Source organism: Pseudomonas sp. SJZ078 (assembly GCF_007828255.1).
GTDB lineage: Bacteria > Pseudomonadota > Gammaproteobacteria > Pseudomonadales > Pseudomonadaceae > Aquipseudomonas.
Genome location: NZ_VIUG01000015.1, coordinates 54,878 through 80,460, shown reverse-complemented (window position 1 = coordinate 80,460; position 25,583 = coordinate 54,878). Strand labels below are relative to the sequence as shown.

The following is a 25,583-nucleotide window of genomic DNA, read 5'->3' as shown; positions in this document are numbered from 1 at the left end:
GCGGTCAATCCGAGGTCTTGGCCATCTGCCGGTCCGACGCACGCCAGATCAACCGAGTCGTGTCATAGCCCTGCTGGCGTGCCCTGCTCAGCAGTTCTTCGCGCACCACACTATTGACAGTCGGGGTACGGGACAACAGCCACATGTAACGCCGGCTCGGGTCGCCAACGATGGCGGTCTTGTAGTCATCGCTGACATACAACACCCAATATTGTCCCTTCGACACACCCGGCAGGATCCGCGAGGCCCAGGTATCGAATTCGACCCAGAGCTTGTCGGTCTTGCCCGGTACCTGGGGCGTGGCGGTGCCCTTGGCTTCTTCCCACTTCCAGTCAGAGGTCAGGCAGCGATTGAACACACCCATGTTGCCGTCAGGCTTGAGGGTGTAATGGGCTTCCGATTGCGCACAGTTGCGCTGGAAATACATTGGCAGGCGGGCCAACTCGTACCAGGTCCCTTGGTAACGCTTGAGATTGACGCTGTTGACGGTCTTGGGCGCCAACGGGTCTTCGCCAGAAGTGGCACAGCCAGCCAATACCAGGCCGGCTAAAAGCACTAACAATAACCGCATCATTATTTTTCTCCCGTGGGCACGTCGCCCCGGATTACTTCAGGCCTTGGCCGGAAAACATCAACACCTTCTCACCGGCATATTGCACGCTGATAAAGCTTTTCTGGTCGCCCCAAGTGCAACTGGACATGCCGAGCGCGCCCGAACAGTCGGTCGGTTTTCCCAGTAACGTTTCGACTTCGGCCTTGGACATGCCGGCTGACAGCTTCGAATAGTTTTCCTGGTTGACCTTGCTGCATGCGGTCAACAAGACACACAAAGACAACATCGCGATAGATCGCAGGGACATCGTGAACTCCTGGAGCGGAAAGGAGGTGGCAGGGTGCCAACCTGAAGCTTAGAAGAGAAAACCCCTATCTGGTTCCCCGGGGAACCCAGTATTTATTGGGGTAAAAGTGGGTAGTTCGTCGGTAAATCAAGCAGTTTGTGACAGCGTCGTGCATTTCGTCGGGTTTGCCGCTCTGGCGCCTGAACTCTGGCGGTTGCGGGCCGATAAAAAGAACAGCGCGAAACCCTGCCGTATGGCAAATTGACGCCCCTTCCTGACCAGCTCCTATGCGATAGCGCTCTTAATGACCAGAAACATGAAATTCAGCCACAAAATCCTGCTGGCCGCAGCCCTTGTGGTAGCCGTTGCGTTCGCCTGTTTCATCCTGTTCAACGACTACCGTCAGCGTCAAAGCCTGCACAACAGCACCGAAACGTCCATGCAGGAACTCGGCAACCTGACCAGCCGCAACATTCAGACGTGGGTCGAAGGGCGTATCCAGTTACTGCAATCGCTGGCCCAGCAGGTCGCCATCGACGGCAACAGCGCTGCCAGCCTCAAGCGGGCCATCGACCTGCCCGCCTATACCGGCAACTTCCAGCTCAGCTACTTCGGTGGCGTCGACGGCGTGATGTTCTCGGTGCCGGCCGGTAATCGCGCCCCCGACTACGACCCCCGCGCCCGTGGCTGGTATAAGGCCGCCAACAGCGCGCAGCAGACCATTGTCACCGAACCCTATATTGCCGCCTCGTCGGGCAAACTGGTAATTACCGTCGCGACCCCGGTACAACGTCAGGGCCAGATGATCGGCGTGGCGGGTGCGGACATCGACCTGTCGAGCGTCAGCGCCATCATCAACTCGCTGAACTTCGGTGGCCACGGCCATGCGTTCATCGTCAGCGCCGATGGCAAGATCCTGATCCATCCCGACAGCAACCGCATCCTCAAGACCCTGGCCGAGGCCTACCCAAACGGTGCCCCTCAAGTCAGCCCGGGCATGAAGGAAGTCGAACTCGACGGCAAGACCCAGTTCATCTCCTTTACCCGGGTCAATGGCGTGCCGGGCGCAGACTGGTACGTGGCACTGGTGCTCGACAAGGACACTGCGCTGGCCATGCTCAGCGAGTTCCGTACCTCGGCGCTGATCGCCATGGCCATTGCCGTGGTCTTCATCATTGCCCTGCTGGGCATGTTGATCCGCGTGCTGATGCAACCGCTGTTGACCATGGGCCGTGCGATGCATGACATCGCCGAAGGCGAAGGCGACCTGACCCGCCGCCTGACCATTCACGGCCAGGATGAATTCGGCGCCCTGGGTACGTCCTTCAACCGTTTCGTCGAGCGCATCCACACCTCGATCCGAGAAGTGGCCTCGGCCACCGGCCAGGTCAACGAAGTGGCGCTGCGCGTGGTCAGCGCCTCCAACTCGTCGATGTTCAATTCCGACCAGCAAGCCTCACGCACCAGCAGCGTAGCGGCGGCCATCAATCAGCTCGGCGCCGCTGCCCAGGAAATCGCCCAGAACGCCGCCCTCGCCTCGCAACACTCCAGCGAAGCCCGTAATCTGGCCGAAGACGGTCAGCAGGTGGTGGATAAAACCATCGCTGCCATGCAGCAGCTGTCGGCCAAGATCAGCGATTCGTGCGGCAATATCGAAACCCTGAACAGCAACACGGTGAACATCGGCCAGATCCTCGAAGTCATCACCAGCATTTCCCAGCAGACCAACCTGCTCGCCCTCAACGCAGCCATCGAAGCAGCCCGCGCAGGTGAAGCCGGGCGCGGATTTGCCGTGGTGGCCGATGAAGTGCGCAACCTGGCCCACCGTACCCAGGATTCGGCGCAGCAAGTGCAGAAAATGATCGAAGAGTTGCAAGTCGGCGCACGGGAAGCGGTGCTGACCATGACCGACAGCCAGCGCCAGAGTGAAAGCAGCGTCGGCATCGCCAACCAGGCCGGCGAGCGCCTGGGCAGCGTGACCCAGCGCATCGGCGAGATCGACGGCATGAACCAGTCCGTGGCCACCGCCACCGAAGAGCAGACCGCCGTGGTGGAGTCGATCAACGTCGACATCAATGAAATCAACACGCTGAACCAGGAAGGCGTAGAAAACCTGCAAGCCACGTTGCGGGCCTGTACCGACCTTGAACAGCAGGCGGCGCGGTTGAAACAATTGGTGGGCAGCTTCCGGATTTAATCGCCGGGATAGGTCCTATCGCGAGCCGGCTCGCGGTAGGACCTATCCCGCTGGGGACCGTTTAGTCAACACGACCTGACGCAGGACTGAATTAGGACTAAACTCAGTCCACTCAGTTTTGAGAGGTCCCATCATGAAGCTGTCATCCCAAATCAAACCTATCAGCTATTTGAAAAGCCATACCGCCGAAGTCGTAAAGAGCATCACAGAAACCAGGGAGCCATTAGTCATCACTCAAAATGGCGAAGCCAAGCTCGTGGTCATGGATGTGAAAAGCTTCGAAGAGCAAGAAGACACCATGGCGCTATTAAAGCTGTTGGCTATGGGTAATAAGGAAATCGAGGAAGGTAAGTACCGAGATGTCGAAGATGTCTTCGCAGAACTGGACGCGGCCGACGAACGATGAGTTTGAAGATCGTAATCCTCCAATCGGCTGAGACCGATCTCAAAGAACTGCGCACTTATCTGATCGAACGATTTTCTGTTCAGACCTGGCAAAGCACCCATACCAGTCTTAAGGTTGCGATTCGTCATTTGGCGACACTCCCTTACGCGGGGTCGATCCCAGACGAAATAGAAAAGCTGAATCTTGGGCAGTATCGGCAGGTCCTGTCAGGAATGAACAGGATCATTTATGAAGTGCGAGGCAAAACGATCTACATCCACATCATTGCCGATAGCCGCAAAAGCCTGCCCGCGCTACTCATGAAACGGTTGCTTCGAGGCAATCAATAAACAGCCACTAAAAACGCGACCCAGGCCTGTTCAAAAACTCCACTTCCTCAGCCGTAGACTCGCGCCCCAACACCCCGTTGCGATGGGGAAACCGTCCAAACCGGGCAATGATTTTCTGATGCCGTTCGGCATAGTCCAGGTTGCTTTCGAACACCGCCCGATCCGCTTCCGGCTGCTCTCGCACCAGGTCGATAAACCGGGACACGGCCTCGTTCTGCACGGCGAGGTTTTCGCAGTGCTCGAGCACCAGGTAGATGAATACGCGCTGGATGGGTTTGAGCTGCCGGTCGAAACCCGCCGCCAGCCCCTGGGCCACCAACGCTTGGGCGCGGAGATCGCCGGAGAAGGCCTTGGGTGTGTCGCGAAAGATCATCCGCGGGAACTGGTCGAGCAGTATCACCAGGGCCAGCCAACCTTCCGGGTGCTGCGCCCAGTCGGTCAATCCACCGGCCAGTGCCTGATCGACCTGATCGCCAAAACGCTCACGCGCCTGACGATCATGGTGTTTGCCGAACCACAGCTTGTTCTTTTCAGCCGCTATTTCGTCCGGCGTCTCGGCTGAACCGAACCACCAATCAAGCAACAGCTGCCAAGGCTCGGCCATGATTTATTCCTTGTGATAGGCCGTGGCGCGCGCCACTTCTTCCTTCGAACCGAGGAACACCGCCACGCGCTGGTGCAGACCTTCAGGCTTGATGTCGAGGATGCGCTGGTGACCATCGGTGGAAGCGCCGCCGGCCTGTTCCACCAGGAACGACATCGGGTTGGCTTCGTACATCAGGCGCAGTTTGCCCGGCTTGGTCGGCTCGCGGCTGTCGCGTGGGTACATGAACAGGCCGCCGCGGTTCAGGATGCGGTGGACGTCGGCAACCATCGCGGCCACCCAGCGCATGTTGTAGTTCTTTTTCAACGGGCCTTCTTCACCAGCCAGCAACTCGCTGACATAGCGCTGTACCGGGGCTTCCCAGTGGCGCTGGTTGGACATGTTGATGGCGAATTCCTGGGTGGTTTCAGGAATGGTGATGTTCTCGTGGGTCAGCACGAAGCTGCCCATTTCACGGTCCAGGGTGAAGCCCTTGACGCCGTCGCCCAAGGTCAGCACCAGCATGGTCTGCGGACCGTAGATGGCATAGCCGGCGGCCACTTGCTGGGTGCCTGGCTGCAGGAAGGCCTTTTCGTTCAGGGCTTCGTTCTGGCTCAGGTACTCGTTCGGGCAACGCAATACCGAGAAGATGGTGCCGACCGGGGCGTTGATATCGATGTTCGACGAACCGTCCAGGGGGTCGAATACCAGCAGGTAGGCACCCTTGGGGTATTTGCCCGGGATCTGGTAGGCATTGTCCATTTCCTCGGACGCCATGCCGGCCAGGTGACCGCCCCATTCGTTGGCTTCGAGCAGGATCTCGTTGGAGATCACGTCGAGTTTCTTCTGCACTTCGCCTTGCACGTTTTCGGTGCCCATGCTGCCCAGGACACCACCCAGCGCGCCTTTGGATACGGCGTGGCTGATTTCCTTGCAGGCACGCGCTACCACTTCGATCAAAAAGCGCAGATCGGCAGGGGTATTGTTGCTGCGGGTCTGCTCAATCAAATAGCGACTCAAGGTAACGCGAGACATGGACGGCTCCGAAGAATAGGGGACGGAAAAACCAGCGCAGTTTAGCGCGTGTCGGGACTTAATTCCTCCTATGAGACGGGGAATGGAGGATTGAGTTCACAGAGTGGCGTCATCGCGAGCAGGCTCGCTCCCACACTTGATCGGATTCTGTCAGGGGAAACACAATCCAATGTGGGAGCGAGCCTGCTCGCGATGGGTGCAAAGCACCCGCTTTCAGGATTTGACCGGCGGCTTGCGCAGCAGGCTGAATGCCATCGAGCCAAGGAACAACACGCTGAGCACCAGCACCGCCCACAGACCGATTTTTTTCCAGTTGGTCCCGACGACGGCCGGCGCGGTTTCGGCCGCCGGTGTTGAAGTCGTAGGCCCATTCACTGTCGCCGCCCCCAGGGTCGCCAGGCGCGATGGACGGTAATCGGGCACCAGCGTCGTCAGCGGCAGGCTGGCCGCCTTCACCGTCGCGCTGCCCAGCGCCAGGCTGTAGGGCCCTTCGCCACGCGCGAGGAACACCACTTGGGTCGGACGCACTGCAAAGCGCAGGGACGGCGCTTCGGTACCAAGGCCACCGCCGCGCTCGTCCACCGTCAACTTCAATTGCTGAACGGTCTGACCGGACAACTGCAATTGGTTCTGCACCACATCCTGACCATTCTGAGTGAGCCGATACAACAAACCACTGCCCATCGGTTGCCACGGATGACTGCTCTCACGTCGGCCGGCCAGGGTCACCGGCGCCAGGCTGTTGGCCTGGCTCAGTTCCACCTGCACTTCTTCGAGATTCAACCCCATGGGCAACTGCCAGGTGTATTCGCCGGCCTTCGTGGTGCTGCCGGCCAATGGTTGCGACCAGGCCAGCGGCAACGGCAGGCTTTCGCGGCTGGCGCTCTGCAATTGGGCTGAAGTCAGCACCGGCGCGGAAGACGGCGAATCCCACAACAACCGCAGGTAACGCGCCGACTGTCCCGGCAGGCTGACTTCATGCTGCTCGACCCGCTCATCGGCGAAGGTCAGGCGTGCCACCTGGCCTTCGCCCCACGCCTGCCAGTTCTGCAGGTCGTCGCTGGCTTCGATGGTAAAACGCTGGAAGCCGTCGCGCTCGCTGGTCCAGTCGAGGATCAACTGCTGCAAGGGGGCCTTGATCGCACTGGCGTCCAGCAGCCAGCCGCGCAGTTCTTCCTCACCTGCCTCGAGCCGACTGGCCGGCTGGACTTCCACCAGTGTGCCGTTGGCGTTCGACTGCACCCGCACGCTAGGGGCGCGCTCGTTGTCATCGGCCGCGTTGTACAACGGGAACCATTTCACGTCGGTGACGGTGCGCTGTTCCCGGCTCTGCGCTGTCTCGCGGACCAGCGCATACGCCTGGGGCTGCCCGGCCGCGTTGAAGACCCGCAGGTCGCTCAGGTCGGTCTGCCGCGCCTGCAGCTGGACCTCCAGCGGCAATGGCAGACGATACCACGGTCCTTCACCACTCAAGGTCAACGGCACCTGGTGGGCGAAGTCCGTCGGTTTCTCCTGGGCCGTAGCCGACAATGCCACCCACAACCCGACCACTCCCAGGCCGATCCGACTCAACTTGCGACTCAAGATGACACTCCCTCACTGACAGGCATCGACGGTTCGGCCTCCGCAACCGTTTCCGGACGTTTGGGCGGCAGCGGTGCGAAGTAGCCCACCACCAGCAGCAATACACCCACGCCGATAAACGACACGATCCGCGCCAGGCCACCGCGGTTACTCAATTCGACAAAGAACAGCTTGGCCACCACCACGGCAATCAGCGCGGCACCGATCAGCCATACCTCGCGGCGATGCCGCAGGTGTCCGCCGATCATCAGACCCAGGGCGATCAAGGTCCAGACCAGGGACAACCCGGCCTGCACGAACATGGATTCGAGCAGCGCATCGAGTTCGAACGGCACGTCCAGCCAATGGTGGGCGCTGCGCATCACCAGGGCGGTGAAGAACGAGAACAGCGAGACCCCGGCGACCAACTGGGCGACGTGTTCGGCATGGGCCCAACGGATCGCCAACTGCGTCACCGCACTGCGCGCCCATACGTAGACACCGAACAAGGCAAACAGCAAGCCCAGCTCCAACGGGTTGAGCAGCGGCACATACGGCAGCGGCTCGGCGACGCCATTGCTGAAGGTGTTGGCCAGCCAGAACCACCCCAGCATCAACACGGCCAGGGGCGCCGCCGCGTAGACGCGGTACTCCCGCGGCTGGTCCGACACAGGCCACGGCCAGGCCCGCGGCGCAGCCATCAGCACCAGGTACAGGCTCGGCAGGATCGCCCAACCCAGCCAACGCCAGGCGTTGTATTGCTCGGACAACAGTAGCAGGCCATAACGCAGCTCCAACGCCAACACGCCGATCAACAACCAACAACCGAGCACATGGGCGGTGCTGCGGACCGGATCCGGGAGCATCGAAGCCAAGCGCTTGAGCGACAGGAAATGCACACCGAACAGGATCAGCCAGGCCAGCCAGCCGAAATCCGCCGCCGGGTGGTAACGGCTGTGCCAGGTCGCGACCAGCACACAGCCCCCCGCAGGAATCAGCAAGGTGCACAGCAATCCCAGCGCCGGCCACCGCAAACGCAGCGCCAAAATCGTCCACGCCGCGACACTGAGCGCCGCGACAATCAGCAACAAGCTGCCCTGCAGATGGACCGGTGCGAAGCGCAGCACTTCGCTGACCCAGGTCAGTGCCCACCAACCGGCGCCCCAGATCAGCAGCAGCTCGGACAAACGCTGCAGGCCCAGGGCCTCGAATACCGCCGCCGGATGGCCTCGCTGCAGTCGCCACGCACCCACCAGCGCCGCCAGCCCCAGCACCATCGGCGTCCAGAAACCACTGTGGGCCAGGGGCCGCAGCCCCTCGCCGTCGAGCGGGCCCAGCAAGGCCGGCCCCGCCACCAGGAATGCCGCACCGCCCAGCAATTGCAGGAGCAGGCCGAACACGAAGCTCATGCGTTGTTTCAGGTACAGGCTCAACCAGATGATCAACAGGCCACTGGCGGCCCACACGCCGCTCGCCGTTTGCCAGGGCAGGACGAACAACACAGCGAGGTTGATCAACGCCAGCCCCGCCAGCAATACCACCGACAAACCGCGCAGCAACCGAACGTCGTTGCGCACCATCTCGTCGCGAGCGGCCAGCAACATGCCGCCAATCAATGCCAGGCCGATCAACGAAGCACTGAGCAAGCCGCTCCAGCCGGCAGCGAACACCGCCGCCGAATCCCCTTCAGCGCCGCGCAAGCGCATCAAGAACAGCGCGCCCCCCAGCAGCTGCACGCCGAACGCCGTGAACAGGAAGGCGCGAGATTGCAGGCGCAGGCCGACGAACAGCGTCGCCAGGCCGGCCAGCGCCCAGGCGATAGCGGTACCGTGGGTGAAGAAAAACAGCGGCGCCAGCAGATAGAGCGAGCCCAGGCCCAACACAGCCAGCGCCGGTAGCACCTGGCGCTCCCAGCTCGCGGTGTGCTCGGGCGGCGCCTTGCGCAATTGATAGAAGCTGAACAGCAAGGCCCCGCCAAGCATCAACGCACCCAATGGAGCGCCCTGAAGCAGGCTGCTTTGGCCGATCTGCAATTCACCGAAGAAAGCCCGCGCCGCGCCCAGCTGCAGCAACAAAGCAAACGCACGCGCCAATGGTCGCTGCTGACGCAGGCCCAGCCAGAAAATCCCCGCGCCTTCCACCGCCCATGCGGCCGTGGTCCAACGGGCATCGAGGCCCAGGGGAATCGCCAGGCTGGTAAAAATCACCCCCAGCGCCAGGCAGGTTTCGGCCAGCAACAGGGCGCGCCCCTTCATCAACACACGGGCCAGGCCCATGTAGATCATGCCCAGGACCAGGGCACTGAACGCCGCGGCCAGATCCAGGAACATCACCAGCGTGAGCTGCAAGCCGAAGCCCACCAACGGCGGACCGAACAGCATTGTGCCGTCCACATAATCACCCTTGCGCGCCGACCAGCGCAGCAGCGCTTCACGGCTGTCATCCTCGGGGCCGTCGCTCATCTCCAGCAGTTTGCGCCGGGTGAACAACAAGCCAATCGCCAAGTACATGAGGAAGAAGACGATCAGGAACGGCTCGGTACTGAAAAACAGTGCCGGTGTATATGACCGCAGGCCCCAGGCGATACCGATGCCGAAGGTGCCGACAAAACCGATCAGGTTGAGCAGGCGCCAGGCCTTGAACCAGGCGATCGCGAGGATGCCGGTATTGAGCAGGATGAAATAGCTGAACAGCGCGACATGGTTACCGCTGCCGGTAGAGGTCAGGATCGGCGCGGCAAAGCCGCCCAGGGCCGCGGCAGCCGCCAGCCCCAGGGCGTTCTGGGTCACCGCCAGGATCGCCGAGAACACCGTGACCGCCACCAGCAACCCCAACGCGGCCTTCGCATCGAGCAGCGGGTGCAGGCGCATGGCGGCGAACACCGTCAGATACAACACGGCGATACCGGTGCCCTGGAGCATCAGCGCATAACTGTTGTTGCGTTGGCGCAGCCACCAGCCCAGGCCCAGCAGGCCCAACGCACTGGCCGCAACACCGGCGTAACGCAGTTCGATCGGCACCACCATGCCTTCGGTGGCATAGCGCAATAGAAACGCCAGGCCGAGAAACAACAGCAACACGCCAACCCGCAATACGGTATTGCCACCGAACAGCCAGTTGCGCGCAACGGCCACGGCACGCTCGATGAAGCCGGGGCCGCGAGGGGCAGGCGGCGTGACAATCGGCTCCAGCGGCTCGGCTGCGCGGGCCTCGCGGCGGGAGGTGGCTGGTGCAGGGGTCCAGATGTCGTCGGGTAGCGGTTGACTGGCTTGCGTGACCATCGCCGGGGCCGGCGCCAGGTCAGGCGGTAGCTCCCAGACCAAATCCAGTTCGGGCTCTGGTGCTGCTTCGCTGCGAGCTTCGGGCTGCGGGGCCTGGGCCACTACGATCTCGGGTGCGGGGGCAGACACCGGCGCGGACACCGTGCCGCTCTCAAGCACGGCAAGACGTGCCTCCAGCGTCAGCAGGTTTTGCTGGGTCGCCTCCAGCAGACTCTGCTGTTTGCTGGCCTGGGCCCCGAGACGGCGCAGCCGCAAGACCAGAGCGATGCCGAGCCCCGACAATGCGCCTATCAGCGCATCGGCGAATGACTCATCCACCACCCAGCCGATTGCCAGGCCCAACAGCGTCAAAATCCATTGCATGGTTGATATCCCTGAGCGGCCCATTGCGGGCATAACCGGGTGATGCGGTGTATGGCTCAGTCTAGCGGAACAACCCCACACCCTGAGGGAGCGAGCCTGCTTGCGATAGCGCCCTATCAGTCGACATTTCCGTTAACTGACAGACCGTTGTCGCGAGCAGGCTCGCTCCCACAGGGGGTACTTTTGACTGAGCCATGGCATCGGAGCCCGGCGAAACTGGCGCTCAGTATATCGACGAAGCCCACTTGCCGTTGGGCTTCGCTCACATTTCTTACAGATGCTATTCCAGAGCTTTCCAGATGTCGGTGGCATATTCGCGGATGGTCCGGTCAGAGGAGAACCAGCCCATGCGTGCAGTGTTGAGTACTGCCGACCGCCACCACTGCTTGGAATCGTGCCAACGCTCCTCGACCTTGGCCTGGGCATTCCAGTAGGCGTCGAAATCGGCGCAGACCAGGAAGCGGTCATAGTCCACCAGCGCATCCACCAGGCCGGTGTAGCGCATCGGATCGTCCGGGGAGAATACCCCGCCACGGATCGCCTGCAACACATCGCTGAGGCGATGGGACGCGGCGATGTCCGGCGCGGCGCTGAATTCACCGTTGCGCTTGCGCGCTTCCACCTGTTCGGCCGTCAGGCCGAAGATGAACATGTGCTCACCTCCCACCCGCTCATGCATTTCCACGTTGGCGCCGTCCATGGTGCCGATGGTCAACGCGCCGTTGAGGCCGAACTTCATGTTGCTGGTGCCCGACGCTTCGAAACCGGCCGTGGAGATCTGCTCCGACAGGTCTGCCGCCGGGATGATGCTTTCGGCCAGGCTGACGTTGTAGTTGGGCAGGAACACCACTTTGAGCAGGCCGCGCACGGTCGGGTCGTTGTTCACCACCCGGGCGATGTCGTTGGTCAGCTTGATGATCAGCTTGGCCTGGTGATAGCTGGCGGCGGCTTTGCCGGCGAAGATCTTCACCCGCGGCACCCAGTCCACCTCCGGCTCGGCGCGAATCGCCTGGTACAGCGCCACGGTGTGCATCAGGTTGAGCAGCTGGCGCTTGTACTCATGGATCCGCTTGACCTGCACGTCGAACATCGCCGCCGGGTTCACGGCAATGCCCAAACGCTCATGGATCAGGTAGGCCAGGGCCTTCTTGCTGTGCAGGCGCTGCTCGGCGAACAGTTTGCGAAATGCCTGCTTGTCGGCGAACGGCTCCAGCTCGATCAGGCGTTCCTCAGGGTTGTCGAGCACGCTCGGGCCCAGGGCATCGACCATCATCGAGGTCAATTCCGAGTTGGCCTGGAACAACCAGCGGCGGAAGGTGACGCCGTTGGTCTTGTTGTTGATCCGCTCCGGGTAGAGCTTGTGCAGTTCCGAGAACACCGTGCTGCGCATCAGCTGCGTGTGCAACCCGGAAACGCCGTTGACGCTATGGGAGCCGAGGAACGCGAGGTTGCCCATGCGCACCCGGCGGCCGTTGTCTTCTTCGATCAGCGACACCGAGCGCAGCACGTCGAAGTCGTGTACCCCCTTGGCCCGCAGCGAATCGATGTGCTGAGCGTTGATCAGATAGATGATCTGCATATGCCGCGGCAGCATGCGTTCCATCAAGCCAACTGGCCAGGTTTCCAGGGCTTCGGGCAGCAACGTATGGTTGGTGTACGACAGCGTGTCTTGGGTGATCTGCCAGGCGGCGTCCCAGGCCACGTCGTAGACGTCCACCAGTTGACGCATCAGCTCGGCCACGGCGATGGACGGGTGGGTGTCGTTGAGCTGGATCGCCGCGTGATCGCCCAGGGTCAGGACCGAGGTATGCATGTTGCGATGGCGGCGCAGCAGGTCCTGCAACGAGGCGGCAACGAAGAAATATTCCTGGCGCAGGCGCAGTTCCTGGCCGGCTTCGGTGCTATCGGCCGGGTAGAGCACACGGGAAATACTTTCGGCCCGGGCTACCTCGGCCACGGCACCGAGGTGGTCGCCGGCATTGAAGCGCTCCAGATGCAGGTCTTCCACGGCTCGCGCACGCCATAGGCGCAAGGTGTTCACACTGGCACCCCGCCAGCCCACCACTGGGGTGTCATAGGCAATGGCCCGCACGGTTTCAGCCGGGGACCAGACCTGACGGGTCTTGCCGGTGTCGTCGGTGACAGTCTCGACACTACCGCCGAAGCCGATCGGGTAGACCACCTCCGGCCGCTCGAACTCCCAGGGGTTGCCGAAATCCAGCCAGTGCTCGGTCTGCTCCTGTTGCCAGCCATCGACGATCGCCTGACGAAACAGGCCGTGCTCGTAACGAATGCCGTAGCCGTGGCCGGCGATGCCCAGAGTGGACATGCTCTCCATGAAGCACGCCGCCAACCGACCGAGGCCGCCGTTGCCCAGCGCCGCGTCAGGCTCGAGCAAGCGGATGCGCTCCAGGTCGACGCCCAGTTCGGTCAGGGCTTCGCGGGCGGTGTCCAGCAGGCCGAGGTTGCTCAGGCTGTCGTAGAGCAAGCGCCCGATGAGGAATTCCAGGGAGAGGTAGTAGACCCGCTTCTGGCCCTTGCGATAGATCTGTCGCGTGTGATCCATCCAGTGTTCGACCATGTGGTCGCGGGCTGCAAGGGCAATGGCTTCGAACCAATCGTGATCAAACGCATGATCCGGGTCCTTGCCGACGGCATAAGTGAGTTTGGTCAACACAGCGTCGCGAAATGCGGCCACTTCAGCTTCGCGAACAAGTGGTTCTTGAGTCATGAATAAGACCTCGAACGAGCATGGAATTGTCTGAGCCTAGACGGTCTGACAGACGGCGAAGGCTCTTGGTTCGGTGGTTTTCCCCCGATGCCGGAGAATTGCCGCCAGGAAATTGCCAATGGATGAATGAATGCAGGGGCCATGCCGCCCAAGGAGGGGGTTTGCCGGAGCGAAAAAAAACCGGCGGATGGTCGTTCAAAATTTCACCAGTCCCGGTATGATCGCGCGCCCTGATGCATGCCGGTATACCTAGAATGATGAAGCCCAACCTGATCGCCGCCGCGGAGATCGACCGACTCGATACCTGGGCCAAGTACTCCGCCCCGATGTGCGGTTCCTGCGTGTCGAGCTGCTGCACGCTCCCGGTCGAGGTCAAGATCAAGGACCTGATCCGGATCGGCATCGTCGACGAGTTCGAACTGGGCGACCCGCCGAAAAACATCGCCAAGCGCCTGCAAAAGGAAGGGATCGTCGAGCGTTACAACCAGAAGTCGGAGATCTTCACGCTCCAGCGCATGAGCAACAACAATTGCCTTTATCTGGACCGCAAGAGCCGGCTGTGCACCATTTACGAGAAACGCCCGGACACCTGCCGCAATCATCCACGGGTCGGGCCACGGCCGGGATACTGTGCGTACAAGCCCAAGGAAGTGGAGCGCGAGCGTAATCCGCGGACGTTGGATCGGTTTTGACTATTTAGCGCCTGACCTACCGTTTTCGCCTCCCACAAGGACAGCGCTGAGCCTGTGGGAGCGGGCTTGCTCGCGAAAGCGGCCTGCCGGTCACTGCATAAACTCCATGCATAAAAAAACGCCCCCGGTCTCACGACCGGGGGCGTTTTTCATTCAGCCGGGGCTAAACGATCAAGCCTTGGCTTTCTTGGCAGCGCGGGTACGCTCGCCTTCGTCCAGGATCTTCTTGCGCAGGCGAATCGACTTCGGAGTCACTTCGCACAATTCGTCGTCCTGGATGAACTCCAGTGCCTGTTCCAGGGTGAAGCGAACAGGTGGAACCAGGGCGATGGTTTCGTCTTTACCCGAAGCACGCATGTTGTCGAGCTTCTTGCCCTTGGTAGGGTTGACGCCCAGGTCGTTGTCACGGCTGTTCAGACCTACGATCTGACCGTTGTAGATTTCCTGGCCGTGCTCGACGAACAGCTTGCCACGCGCCTGGAGGGTTTCCAGGGAGTAGGTCAGCGCCTTGCCGGTTTCTACCGATACCAGGACGCCGTTCTGACGGCCGGACATGTGGCCGGATTTCATGGTGTCGTAGCGATCGAAGATCGAGGTCAGGATGCCAGCACCGTTGGTCAGGGTCAGGAACTGGTTACGGAAACCGATCAGGCCACGAGCCGGGATGTTGTACTCCAGGCGCACACGCCCTTTGCCATCCGGGGACATGTTGGTCAGGTCGCCCTTACGCAGGCCCATTTCTTCCATGACCTTGCCCTGGGATTCTTCAGGGATGTCGATGGTGACGTTCTCGAACGGTTCCTGCTTCACGCCGTCGACGACACGGATGATCACTTCCGGACGACCTACCGCCATTTCGAAGCCTTCGCGACGCATGGTTTCGATCAGTACCGAAAGGTGCAGCTCACCACGGCCGGAGACCTTGAACTTGTCGGCCGAGTCGCCTTCTTCAACGCGCAGTGCCACGTTGTACAGCAGCTCCTTGTCCAGACGCTCCTTGATGTTACGGGAGGTCACGAACTTGCCTTCCTTACCGCAGAATGGCGAGTCGTTGACCTGGAAGGTCATGGAAACAGTCGGTTCGTCGACGGTCAGTGGCTTCATCGCCTCGACAACGTTCGGGTCGCACAGGGTGTCGGAGATGAACAGCTCTTCGAAGCCGCTGATGCAGACGATGTCGCCGGCAGCCGCTTCTTCGACGTCCACACGGTGCAGACCGTGGTGCCCCATCAGCTTCAGGATACGGCCGTTGCGTTTCTTGCCGTCGACGTCGATGGCGACGACCGGGGTGTTCGGCTTGACGCGACCACGGGCGATACGGCCAACACCGATCACACCCAGGAAGCTGTTGTAGTCCAGGGCCGAGATCTGCATCTGGAACGGACCGTCACGGTCAACGGCCGGTGCGGGTACGTTGTCGACGATCGACTGGTACAGCGGGGTCATGTCTTCAGCCATGTCGGTGTGGTCCAGACCGGCAATGCCGTTCAGGGCCGAGGCGTAGACGACCTGGAAGTCCAGTTGTTCGTCGGTGGCACCGAGGTTGTCGAACAGGTCGAAGATCTGGTCCAGAACCCAGTCAGGACGCGCGCCCGGACGGTCGACCTTGTTGATCACGACGATCGGCTTGAGGCCGGCTTCGAACGCTTTCTTGGTCACGAAGCGGGTTTGCGGCATAGGGCCGTCCTGGGCGTCGACCAGCAGCAGCACGGAGTCGACCATCGACATCACGCGCTCTACTTCACCACCGAAGTCGGCGTGGCCCGGGGTATCCACGATGTTGATGTGGTAGCCGTTCCAGTTGATGGCGGTGTTTTTCGCCAGGATGGTAATACCACGCTCTTTTTCCTGGTCGTTGGAGTCCATCACGCGCTCGTCGTTGAGCTCGTTGCGCTCCAGGGTGCCGGATTGACGCAAGAGTTTGTCTACCAGGGTGGTTTTACCATGGTCAACGTGGGCAATGATGGCGATGTTGCGTAGATTTTCGATCACTTGTGTATCTCGATCAGAGGATTCGGTGTGCTGACAGGTCGTGGCAGCGATTTACGTTGAGTCCGACAAAGCCGCTACAGCTTGTCGACGGCGTCGGGGGGCCGGTGACGCAGGCCACAGGCAAACAGCCCCGGGCACTTAGCTCGGTCGATAAACGCGCACATTGGCATGCCCCTCACTGAGCAGATGGTGGACATGCAGGCGACTCATCACGCCTTTGTCGCAATACAGCAGGTACTGGCGAGTAGGGTCCAGTTCCTTGAAACGCGCGTTCACTGCATAGAACGGCATCGTTTGTACCTCGATACCGGCGACGCTCAACGGGTCGTCTTCAGCGTCGTCCGGGTGACGGATGTCGATGATGATCTGACCGGCCAGCGCTTCGCCGACTTCTTCAACCTTGATGTCCTGGCCCAATTCGTCGATCACCCGATCGATCGGCACCAGCCTGGCGTTTTCGAGCGCACGCTCGAGCACCGCCATATCGAATTCTTTCTCTTCGTGCTCCACGCGTCCGCGCTTGGCGGCGGTCTTCGGGTTGACCGAGATGACGCCGCAGTATTCGGGCATGTGCCGGGCAAATTCGGCAGTGCCAATCGCGTTGGCCGTGTCGATGATGTCCTGCTTGTGGCTGGCGATCAGCGGACGCAGCACGAGCTTTTCGGTGACGCAGTCGATGACCGACAGGTTCGGCAGTGTCTGGCTCGATACCTGGGAGATCGCCTCGCCGGTGACCAGCGCATCGATGTGCAGGCGGTCGGCGATGCTGGAAGCGGCACGCAACATCATACGCTTCAAAATGACGCCCATATGACTGTCATCGACTTTGCCGAGGATTTCCCCCAGGACTTCTTCGAACGGCACACTCACAAATAACACGCGTTGCGAGCTGCCGTACTTCTTCCAGATGAAGTGCGCCACTTCCATCACGCCCAGTTCATGGGCACGCCCGCCGAGGTTGAAGAAGCAGAAATGGCTCATCAGGCCGCGCCGCATGATCTGGTAGGCCGCGACCGTGGAGTCGAAGCCGCCAGACATCAGCACCAGTGTCTGCTCCAGGGCCCCCAGCGGATACCCGCCGATGCCGTTGTGCTGGCTGTGGATGACGAACAACCGTTGGTCGCGAATTTCGATGCGCACTTCGACCTGCGGGTTTTTCAACGAAATACCAGCGGCGCCACACTGCCGGCGCAGTTGGCTGCCGACGTAGCGGTCCACGTCCATCGAACTGAACGGATGCTTGCCCGCACGCTTGCAACGTACCGAGAAAATCTTGCCGGCCAACGCATCGCCATAATGCAGCTTGCACTTAGCGACGATGTCGTCGAAATCCCCCAGCGGATATTCATCCACCTGCAGGAAATGCGCGATGCCCGGCATACAGGTCAGCCGCTCGGTCATCTCCTTCAGAATCCTGGGTTCGCTGACGCGGGTTTCCAGCTCGAGATTGTCCCACACGCCATTCACCACCACGACCGGGTCCAGATCACGGAGCACGGCACGGATGTTCTTGGCCAACTGCCGGATGAAACGCGTCCGGACCGGGCGGCTCTTGATGGTGATTTCGGGGAAGACTTTTACGATTAGTTTCATGAAAACAGCGCGCGAACGGCCAGCCGAAAAAAGGGGGGCGCGGATTATAGCGGAAATTGCTCAAGGTTTGACCAATTAATGTGTGCCTGGTTTTCAGTGCACCAAAACAGGTCTCACGCCGGCCAATACGCTACATTACAGTGCGCGACTGTCTGACAATCTACCGTTCAAGCCTTCAAAAGGCGTGGGTTTGGTGCAAAAAACCCAAGCTGGGGCACTGGCATGCAATTTGCTCCCTTGTGAGGCAGGTTGCCATGGCAGAGTATTCGCGCCGGCATCACTCATATCTACGGGCAAACCATTACCCCGCCCGAAGCCACCCGGAGGACATATGTCGAAGTCGGTTCAACTCATCAAAGATCATGACGTCAAGTGGATTGATCTGCGCTTCACTGACACCAAAGGCACTCAACATCACGTAACCATGCCGGCCCGTGATGCCCTGGATGACGATTTCTTCGAAATCGGCAAGATGTTCGACGGTTCCTCCATCTCTGGCTGGAAAGGCATCGAAGCATCCGACATGATCCTGATGCCGGACGACGAAACCGCCGTCCTGGATCCGTTCACCGAAGAGCCGACCCTGATCCTGGTCTGCGACATCATCGAACCATCCACCATGCAAGGCTATGACCGCGACCCACGCGCCATCGCCCACCGCGCCGAGGAATACCTGAAGTCCACCGGCATCGGTGACACCGCTTTCTTCGGTCCTGAGCCTGAATTCTTCATCTTCGATTCGGTCAAGTTCAAGTCCGACATCTCCGGCTCCATGTTCAAGATCTTCTCCGAACAAGGTTCGTGGATGTCCGACCAGGACGTGGAAGGTGGTAACAAGGGCCACCGTCCAGGCGTGAAAGGCGGCTACTTCCCAGTACCACCGTTCGACTTCGACCACGAGATCCGTACCTCCATGTGCAACGCACTGGAAGAAATGGGCCAGACCGTGGAAGTTCACCACCACGAAGTGGCGACTGCCGGCCAGAACGAAATCGGCGTGAAGTTCAACACGCTGGTCAAGAAGGCTGACGAAGTGCAGACCCTGAAGTATGTCGTGCACAACGTTGCCGATGCCTATGGCCGCACCGCGACCTTCATGCCGAAGCCCCTGTACGGCGACAACGGTTCGGGCATGCACGTTCACATGTCGATCTCCAAGGACGGCAAGAACACTTTCGCAGGCGAAGGCTATGCCGGCCTGTCGGACACCGCCCTGTACTTCATCGGCGGTATCATCAAGCACGGTAAGGCCCTGAACGGCTTCACCAACCCGTCGACCAACTCCTACAAGCGTCTGGTCCCAGGCTTCGAAGCGCCGGTGATGCTGGCCTACTCGGCTCGCAACCGTTCCGCCTCGATCCGTATTCCTTACGTGAACAGCCCTAAAGCCCGCCGTATCGAAGCCCGCTTCCCGGATCCGGCTGCCAACCCATACCTGGCCTTCGCCGCACTGATGATGGCCGGTCTGGACGGTATCCAGAACAAGATCCACCCTGGCGATGCCGCCGACAAGAACCTGTATGACCTGCCGCCTGAAGAGGCCAAGGAAATCCCGCAGGTTTGCGGCAGCCTGAAAGAAGCCCTGGAAGAGCTGGACAAGGGCCGTGCGTTCCTGACCAAGGGCGGCGTATTCAGCGATGACTTCATCGACGCCTACATCGCACTGAAAAGCGAAGAAGAAATCAAGGTTCGCACCTTCGTACACCCACTGGAATATGAGCTGTACTACAGCTGCTGATCCAGTAGCGCTCGTACACGCGGCGTGAAACAACAGAGGCCTCCTTCGGGAGGCCTTTTTCATGGGCGCAGGTTACTGCATGATGACTGCCGCCCCTCCCGAAGAAGAGACTGTCCATGAACTTGCGCTTCACATCTGGCCTTGCCCTTTCGGTCGCGCTGTTGGCCTCCAACGCCCAAGCCACACCGGCTCCCGACGCTCTGACGCCTTTGCTGAACGCCATTGGCGAACGCATAGCCCTTGCCGATCAAGTGGCGCTGAGCAAATGGGACAGCCATAAACCGGTAGAAGACCGCCAGCGCGAGCGTGAAGTCATTGCCGCCGCCGTCGCCCAGGCGCCGGTCTACAAGTTGTCTGGTGAAACCGTTGAAGCGTTTTTCAGCGCCCAGATAGAAGCCAACAAACTGGTGCAGTACATCGACCTGTCCGACTGGGCCCTGGCAGGCAAGGCCCCGGACCTGCCGCGTCCAGACCTGGTGGGACAAATCCGCCCGCAACTTGATCGACTGCAAAAGCGCCTGTTGCAACAACTGGCCGATTTCACCCCCTACCGTACCGACCCACAATGCCCGACATGGCTGGCCCAGGCCACCCACAACAACAAACAGCACCCGGTGCACCGGCTTGCCCTGATCCGGGCGACTGCAGAGCTGTGCATAGCCAAAAACTGAGGCAATACACATCCCCTTGTGGGAGAGGCTGCTCGCGATAGCGGTGTGTCAGGCAATAGCCATGTTGCTGAGCGGTCGCCATCGCGAGCAGGCTCCCACAGGGATTCCAGTGTGGGGACGTTTGGGGTTGGGCCAATCGCCGCCGTGTCCTATGCTGCATTCAACACTTTCAGTTTCCGGTCGATTTTTATGGGTCGTGTCTTTCCTGGCGTTTTGTTGCTACTGGCGCTGCCCGCAGCAGCCCAGATCTACAAATACACCGACGCCGACGGCAACACCGCCTATAGCAACCAGCCGCCCCAAGGCGTACCGGCCCAGACCGTGGAATTGCCGCCGCTCAACAGCATCGAACGCCAGTCTCCAACCCGCCCGGATGCGCCGACAGCTCCCGCCAACAGTGAAGCGCCGCGCAAGGCTTACGAAACACTCGAACTGACGGACATTCCCACCGAGCAAGCCCTGCGCGCCAACAATGGCACCTTCACCGTCGGCGTTCGGACGCAACCGCGCCTGCAAAGCCCTCATCAGTTCCGCCTGCTGCTGGACGACCAGCCCTACGGCCAGCCCTCCAACGTGCCGCGCCTGCAGCTGGTTAACATCGACCGGGGCGAGCATCGCCTGGCGGTTCAGGTCATCGATGGGGAAAACCTTGTGCAACAGAGCGAAACCGTTACGTTTACCGTGCAGCGGGTGCACCAGCCATGAGCCGCCGGGTGCTTGCGCTGTGCCTGTCGCTGGCCGCCTTGCCGGCGATGGCGCAGGTCTATACCTATGTCGACGCCCAGGGCAATCGGGTCTTCACTGATCAACCGCGCCCCGGCAATGCGAAAAAAGTCCAGCTGCCACCCGGCAACCGGATGTCCACGCCGCCTGCGGCTGCAACCGCGGCGCCAACCGCCGAAGCCCAGCCAAAACCCCTGTTTCATTATGAGATGCTCCGGCTGCTGATCCCGGAACCGGACGCGACGATACGCAGCACAGCGGGGGAATTGATCGTCACCGCCACCAGTGAGCCGGGGCTGAAAAAGGGTCATCGCTACCGCCTGCTGCTCGACGGTCGGCCCACTGGCGAACCAGGACCAAGCCCAGTGTTTGCCTTGAGTAACATCGATCGAGGCACTCACCAATTGGCGGTAGAAATCCTCGACGAGCAAGACCGCATCGTCGAACGCACCGCCAACCAGCCCTTCCACATGCAACGCATTTCCCTGGCACAGAAGCGCCGCATCAAGCCTTGCGCCACGGCTGACTACGGCCAGCGCCCCGAATGCCCTCTCGCTGACAAACCCGAAGAAGAAAGCAGCATCCTGCCGTTCTTCTAACGCCCCGCCCTGGTATCGCACTATATTGGTGCACATCGTTGCACCTCTACCCAAGGCGCGAACCCATTTTGGTTCGAAAGTACCCGGAAAAACTGGCAGAACGCCACGCAATCGGGCGAAAGAAGCCCTTTTCAGGCTCTAAACGCTTCTTTTCGGAGCCTTGGTTTGGTTTTTGCATTTTCCTTCTATCAGCGCGTTACATCGCGCGCGCAATTTGGGACCGGCCCCGAATTGCCACGCTTCAAAAGAGGTCCCGATGACCATCAGCGACGCACTACACCGTTTGCTACTCGACAACCTCACCACCGCGACCATTCTGCTCGACGCCGAACTGCGCCTCGAGTACATGAACCCGGCGGCGGAGATGCTCCTGGCCGTCAGCGGCCAGCGCAGCCATGGACAGTTCATCAGCGAGCTGTTCACCGAATCCGCCGAGGCACTCAACTCCTTGCGCCAGGCTGTGGAGCAGGCTCATCCGTTCACCAAGCGTGAAGCGATGCTCACCGCCCTGACCGGCCAGACGCTGACGGTCGACTACGCGGTAACCCCGATCCTGAGCAACGGCGCCACCCTGTTGCTGCTGGAGGTCCACCCTCGTGATCGCCTGCTACGCATCACCAAGGAAGAGGCGCAATTGTCCAAGCAGGAAACCAGCAAGATGCTGGTGCGTGGCTTGGCCCATGAAATCAAGAATCCCCTCGGCGGCATCCGTGGCGCTGCGCAATTGCTGGCCCGGGAGCTGCCCGAAGAAAGCCTCAAGGACTACACCAACGTCATCATCGAGGAAGCCGACCGCCTGCGAAACCTCGTGGATCGCATGCTCGGCTCCAACAAGCTGCCGTCCCTGGCTCTATGCAACGTCCACGAGGTACTGGAGCGCGTCGGCAGCCTCGTGGAAGCCGAAAGCCAGGGCTGCATCACCTTGGTGCGCGACTACGATCCAAGCATTCCCGATGTCCTGATCGATCGCGAACAGATGATCCAGGCCGTATTGAACATCGTGCGCAACGCGATGCAGGCCATCGGCAGCCAGAACGAGCTGCGCCTGGGCCGCATCAGCCTGCGCACTCGCGCCTTGCGCCAGTTCACCATCGGCCATGTACGCCATCGCCTGGTGACCAAGATCGAGATCATCGACAACGGCCCGGGCATCCCCACGGAATTGCAGGAAACCATCTTCTTTCCCATGGTCAGCGGCCGTCCGGACGGTACCGGGCTGGGGCTGGCCATTACCCAGAACATCATCAGTCAGCATCAGGGCCTGATCGAGTGTGAGAGCCACCCCGGCCACACCACCTTTTCGATCTTCCTGCCACTGGAACAAGGAGCCACATCGACATGAGCCGTAGTGAAACCGTGTGGATCGTCGATGACGACCGTTCTATCCGCTGGGTCCTGGAAAAAGCCTTGCAACAGGAAGGCATGACCACCCAGAGCTTCGACAGCGCCGATGGCGTGATGAGCCGCCTGGCCCGTCAGCAACCGGACGTCATCATCTCCGACATCCGCATGCCCGGCGCCAGCGGCCTGGACCTGCTGGCGCGGATTCGCGAGCAGCATCCCCGGCTGCCGGTGATCATCATGACCGCCCACTCCGACCTGGACAGCGCCGTGGCGTCCTATCAGGGCGGCGCCTTCGAATACCTGCCCAAGCCGTTCGATGTCGATGAAGCGGTGTCGCTGGTCAAGCGCGCCAACCAGCACGCCCAGGAACAACAGGGCCTGGAAGAAGTGCCGGCCCTGGCCCGCACACCGGAGATCATCGGCGAAGCGCCGGCGATGCAGGAAGTGTTTCGCGCCATCGGACGCCTGAGCCATTCCAATATCACTGTGTTGATCAATGGCGAATCCGGCACCGGTAAAGAGCTGGTGGCCCATGCCCTGCATCGCCATAGTCCACGGGCAGCGTCGCCATTCATTGCGCTGAACATGGCCGCGATTCCCAAGGACCTGATGGAGTCCGAACTGTTCGGTCACGAGAAAGGCGCATTCACCGGCGCAGCCAACCTGCGACGCGGGCGCTTCGAACAGGCCGACGGCGGCACGTTGTTCCTCGACGAGATCGGCGACATGCCGGCCGACACCCAGACCCGTTTGTTGCGCGTGTTGGCGGACGGCGAGTTCTATCGGGTGGGCGGCCATACCCCGGTCAAGGTCGATGTACGCATCATCGCCGCGACCCACCAGAACCTGGAAACCCTGGTACACGCCGGCAAATTCCGGGAAGACCTGTTCCACCGCCTGAACGTGATCCGTATTCATATCCCGCGCCTGGCGGATCGTCGCGAAGACATCCCGACCCTGGCCAGGCATTTCCTCAGCCGTGCCGCTCAGGAACTGGCGGTGGAGCCCAAGCTGCTCAAGAGCGAGACCGAGGAATACCTCAAGAACCTGCCGTGGCCCGGCAACGTGCGCCAACTGGAGAACACCTGCCGCTGGATCACCGTCATGGCCTCGGGACGAGAGGTGCATATCGGCGACCTGCCACCGGAATTGCTGAGCCTGCCCCAGGATTCGGCCCCGGTGACCAACTGGGAACAGGCCCTGCGCCAGTGGGCCGACCAGGCCTTGGCCCGTGGCCAGTCGAGCCTGCTGGACAGCGCCGTGCCGAGCTTCGAACGCATCATGATCGAAACCGCTCTCAAGCACACCGCCGGCCGCCGCCGCGACGCCGCCGTGCTGCTGGGCTGGGGTCGCAATACCTTGACCCGCAAGATCAAGGAATTGGGGATGAAGGTCGATGGCGGGGATGATGATGAGAGCGACGAGGGCTGAATTGCCTTTCACCCCGGCGTAAAACCCATGTGGGAGCGGGCTTGCTCGCGAAAGCGGCATATCAGTCAATTTGATGTTGGCTGACATGACGCATACGCGGGCAAGCCCGCTCCCACAAGTAAAGCTGCAGCGCCAGCCACATGAGCGCGCCGGTTGAAACCCTGGAGTCCCGTGCACCACACCAATGCACCACGAACCGCAACTGCGCGTTTCATTCAGGCCCAAACCAATCGAGCCACCACAAAAAATCTGTACCAGAGAAGCGAAAAGCCCCGGAATACGGGGCCTTGCGCGACATCAGAAAGTTTTTCGTGACAAGCCATTTAAAATTGGCACGCCCCCTGCAATAACCCAATCACTACCCAGTTTCGGGGACCTTGGTACAGGCAGGCCGGGGATTCCCCATTTTATCCGGGCTCATCGAGCCCACCGTTTTGGGGGCCTTGATACAGGCAGGTCAAGGTTTCCCTCTTTTATTGCTCCTGGAGACGGACCTCCAACCGCCAGCGGTCATCCGCCTCGCTGCCGGTCCACTCACCCCGCAACGGACGCGCCGCCACCAGCGTCAGCAGCAACCCCTTGTCACTCAAGCGCACCCGCCAGTTCACGTCCTTGCCGTTGAGTTTCAACTGTCCCTTCTGCGCCGAGCCTTCGGCTTCGAACAACAGCGCCACGGAGCCATCGACGATTTCCCCGTGCAGCTTGGGCTCATCGTTGAACCAGGCCACCAGCACCCCATCGCCCACCTCGATCCGCTGCAACACGCTCGGTTCGGGATTGGTCAAGCGGCCGATCATCAGGCCAATCATCATCCCGAAGATTGCCAGCGAGCCCATGACCCGCGGGAATAGCTTCGAACGCTCATCGGTTTGCAGCGTAGAATGCGCATCATCTTTGTTATCGGAGCCGTGCATGTTTCACGTCATCCTTTTTCAACCGGAAATTCCGCCGAATACCGGCAATGTCATCAGGCTGTGCGCCAACAGCGGCTGCCACCTGCATTTGATCGAGCCGCTGGGCTTCGAGATGGACGACAAGCGCCTGCGCCGAGCCGGTCTCGACTACCACGAGTATGCCACCTTGCAACGTCATGCCGACCTCGCCAGTTGTCTGGAAAGCCTCGGTCACCCGCGCCTGTTTGCCTTCACCACCAAGGGTTCGCGGCCCTTCCATGACGCCAGTTTCGTCGCCGGCGATGCGTTCCTGTTCGGACCGGAAAGCCGCGGCCTGCCGGCCGACGTGCTGGACGCGCTACCGGCAGACCAGCGCTTGCGGCTACCAATGCGCGAAGGCTGTCGCAGCCTGAATCTGTCCAACACGGTAGCGGTGGCTGTCTACGAGGCGTGGCGGCAGAACGGTTTCGCCTGAATTCATAACGCCAGAAACTCTGTGGGAGCGAGCCTGCTCGCGATGGCGATCGATCAGCAACATCGCTGTTGACTGACACACCGCTATCGCGAGCAGGCTCGCTCC

21 protein-coding genes are annotated in these 25,583 nt (G+C 60.9%); 11 read left to right on the top strand and 10 right to left on the bottom strand.

The features are described 5' to 3' along the window. Positions 1 to 4: 4 nt before the first annotated feature. Both FBY02_RS15285 and bamE read right to left on the bottom strand, forming a co-directional pair. The gene (locus tag FBY02_RS15285) at positions 5 to 574 is read right to left on the bottom strand and encodes a lipocalin family protein (RefSeq protein ID WP_144928883.1); all 570 of its coding nucleotides are present in this window, start codon (positions 572 to 574) and stop codon (positions 5 to 7) included. A gap of 31 nt (positions 575 to 605) precedes the next feature. Then, positions 606 to 860, bottom strand: a complete 255-nt coding sequence (bamE, locus tag FBY02_RS15280; protein ID WP_047699781.1) for an outer membrane protein assembly factor BamE — start codon at positions 858 to 860, stop codon at positions 606 to 608. Positions 861 to 1,143: 283 nt separating this feature from the next. Between bamE and FBY02_RS15275 the strand changes: the two genes are divergently transcribed. The 3 genes from FBY02_RS15275 (at position 1,144) to FBY02_RS15265 (ending at position 3,771) form a co-directional block, all read left to right on the top strand. Beyond that, positions 1,144 to 3,036 carry a methyl-accepting chemotaxis protein gene (locus FBY02_RS15275; RefSeq protein WP_218570571.1) on the top strand — a complete coding sequence of 631 codons (1,893 nt, stop codon included), beginning with the start codon at positions 1,144 to 1,146 and terminating at the stop codon, positions 3,034 to 3,036. Between the two features lie 133 nt (positions 3,037 to 3,169). Next, complete coding sequence (locus FBY02_RS15270) at positions 3,170 to 3,442, top strand: type II toxin-antitoxin system Phd/YefM family antitoxin (protein WP_053147824.1); 273 nt, start codon at positions 3,170 to 3,172, stop codon at positions 3,440 to 3,442. Beyond that, positions 3,439 to 3,771 (top strand): type II toxin-antitoxin system RelE/ParE family toxin, encoded by a 333-nt coding sequence (locus tag FBY02_RS15265; RefSeq protein ID WP_144928879.1) that lies wholly within the window; start codon positions 3,439 to 3,441, stop codon positions 3,769 to 3,771. The genes FBY02_RS15270 and FBY02_RS15265 overlap by 4 nt, the downstream gene beginning before the upstream one ends. 7 nt (positions 3,772 to 3,778) lie before the next feature. Here the strand turns inward: FBY02_RS15265 and FBY02_RS15260 are convergent, their stop codons facing one another. The 5 genes from FBY02_RS15260 to FBY02_RS15235 all read right to left on the bottom strand — a co-directional run bounded on the left by FBY02_RS15260 (position 3,779) and on the right by FBY02_RS15235 (position 13,327). Further along, a complete protein-coding gene (locus tag FBY02_RS15260; protein WP_144928877.1) occupies positions 3,779 to 4,375 on the bottom strand; it encodes a DUF924 family protein in 597 nt (198 codons plus the stop codon). 3 nt (positions 4,376 to 4,378) lie between these two features. Continuing rightward, entirely contained in the window at positions 4,379 to 5,389 is a 1,011-nt protein-coding gene (locus FBY02_RS15255; protein ID WP_144928875.1) for a class 1 fructose-bisphosphatase, read from the bottom strand. A gap of 213 nt (positions 5,390 to 5,602) precedes the next feature. After that, on the bottom strand, positions 5,603 to 6,973 hold the full coding sequence (locus FBY02_RS15250; RefSeq protein WP_144928873.1) for a DUF3999 domain-containing protein: 1,371 nt from the start codon (positions 6,971 to 6,973) through the stop codon (positions 5,603 to 5,605). Beyond that, positions 6,970 to 10,596 carry a DUF2339 domain-containing protein gene (locus FBY02_RS15245; RefSeq protein WP_144928871.1) on the bottom strand — a complete coding sequence of 1,209 codons (3,627 nt, stop codon included), beginning with the start codon at positions 10,594 to 10,596 and terminating at the stop codon, positions 6,970 to 6,972. Before FBY02_RS15245 ends, FBY02_RS15250 begins: the two co-directional genes overlap by 4 nt. Before the next feature lie 280 nt (positions 10,597 to 10,876). Beyond that, positions 10,877 to 13,327 carry a glycogen/starch/alpha-glucan phosphorylase gene (locus FBY02_RS15235; protein WP_144928867.1) on the bottom strand — a complete coding sequence of 817 codons (2,451 nt, stop codon included), beginning with the start codon at positions 13,325 to 13,327 and terminating at the stop codon, positions 10,877 to 10,879. 254 nt (positions 13,328 to 13,581) lie between these two features. Between FBY02_RS15235 and FBY02_RS15230 the strand changes: the two genes are divergently transcribed. Then, positions 13,582 to 14,019: a YkgJ family cysteine cluster protein gene (locus tag FBY02_RS15230; RefSeq protein WP_144928865.1), complete on the top strand. Its 438-nt coding sequence runs from the start codon at positions 13,582 to 13,584 to the stop codon at positions 14,017 to 14,019. 171 nt (positions 14,020 to 14,190) lie between these two features. On the opposite strand, the gene typA is transcribed toward FBY02_RS15230, so the two are convergent. Together typA and thiI are read right to left on the bottom strand one after the other, a co-directional pair. After that, complete coding sequence (gene typA / locus FBY02_RS15225) at positions 14,191 to 16,011, bottom strand: translational GTPase TypA (protein ID WP_144928863.1); 1,821 nt, start codon at positions 16,009 to 16,011, stop codon at positions 14,191 to 14,193. 138 nt (positions 16,012 to 16,149) lie between these two features. Then, positions 16,150 to 17,604 carry a tRNA uracil 4-sulfurtransferase ThiI gene (gene thiI / locus FBY02_RS15220; protein WP_144928861.1) on the bottom strand — a complete coding sequence of 485 codons (1,455 nt, stop codon included), beginning with the start codon at positions 17,602 to 17,604 and terminating at the stop codon, positions 16,150 to 16,152. 331 nt (positions 17,605 to 17,935) lie between these two features. Between thiI and glnA the strand changes: the two genes are divergently transcribed. From glnA to ntrC, 6 genes are all read left to right on the top strand, one after another. Beyond that, positions 17,936 to 19,342, top strand: coding sequence for a glutamate--ammonia ligase (gene glnA / locus FBY02_RS15210; protein WP_053147846.1), 1,407 nt, complete (start codon positions 17,936 to 17,938; stop codon positions 19,340 to 19,342). 116 nt (positions 19,343 to 19,458) lie between these two features. Then, positions 19,459 to 20,013 carry a chorismate mutase gene (locus FBY02_RS15205; protein WP_144928859.1) on the top strand — a complete coding sequence of 185 codons (555 nt, stop codon included), beginning with the start codon at positions 19,459 to 19,461 and terminating at the stop codon, positions 20,011 to 20,013. Between the two features lie 189 nt (positions 20,014 to 20,202). Beyond that, entirely contained in the window at positions 20,203 to 20,718 is a 516-nt protein-coding gene (locus FBY02_RS15200) for a DUF4124 domain-containing protein (RefSeq protein ID WP_144928857.1), read from the top strand. Continuing rightward, positions 20,715 to 21,335 carry a DUF4124 domain-containing protein gene (locus FBY02_RS15195; RefSeq protein ID WP_144928855.1) on the top strand — a complete coding sequence of 207 codons (621 nt, stop codon included), beginning with the start codon at positions 20,715 to 20,717 and terminating at the stop codon, positions 21,333 to 21,335. The genes FBY02_RS15200 and FBY02_RS15195 overlap by 4 nt, the downstream gene beginning before the upstream one ends. 256 nt (positions 21,336 to 21,591) lie before the next feature. Continuing rightward, complete coding sequence (gene glnL / locus FBY02_RS15190; protein ID WP_024778068.1) at positions 21,592 to 22,677, top strand: nitrogen regulation protein NR(II); 1,086 nt, start codon at positions 21,592 to 21,594, stop codon at positions 22,675 to 22,677. Beyond that, positions 22,674 to 24,110: a nitrogen regulation protein NR(I) gene (gene ntrC / locus FBY02_RS15185; RefSeq protein ID WP_047699810.1), complete on the top strand. Its 1,437-nt coding sequence runs from the start codon at positions 22,674 to 22,676 to the stop codon at positions 24,108 to 24,110. Before glnL ends, ntrC begins: the two co-directional genes overlap by 4 nt. Before the next feature lie 473 nt (positions 24,111 to 24,583). Here ntrC and FBY02_RS15180 read toward each other — a convergent pair whose 3' ends face one another. Continuing rightward, entirely contained in the window at positions 24,584 to 25,024 is a 441-nt protein-coding gene (locus FBY02_RS15180) for a hypothetical protein (protein ID WP_144928853.1), read from the bottom strand. Here FBY02_RS15180 and trmL point away from each other — a divergent pair. Beyond that, positions 25,023 to 25,478, top strand: a complete 456-nt coding sequence (gene trmL, locus FBY02_RS15175) for a tRNA (uridine(34)/cytosine(34)/5-carboxymethylaminomethyluridine(34)-2'-O)-methyltransferase TrmL (protein WP_046064092.1) — start codon at positions 25,023 to 25,025, stop codon at positions 25,476 to 25,478. The two genes, FBY02_RS15180 and trmL, sit on opposite strands and share 2 nt — an antisense overlap. The last annotated feature ends 105 nt before the right edge of the window (positions 25,479 to 25,583 follow it).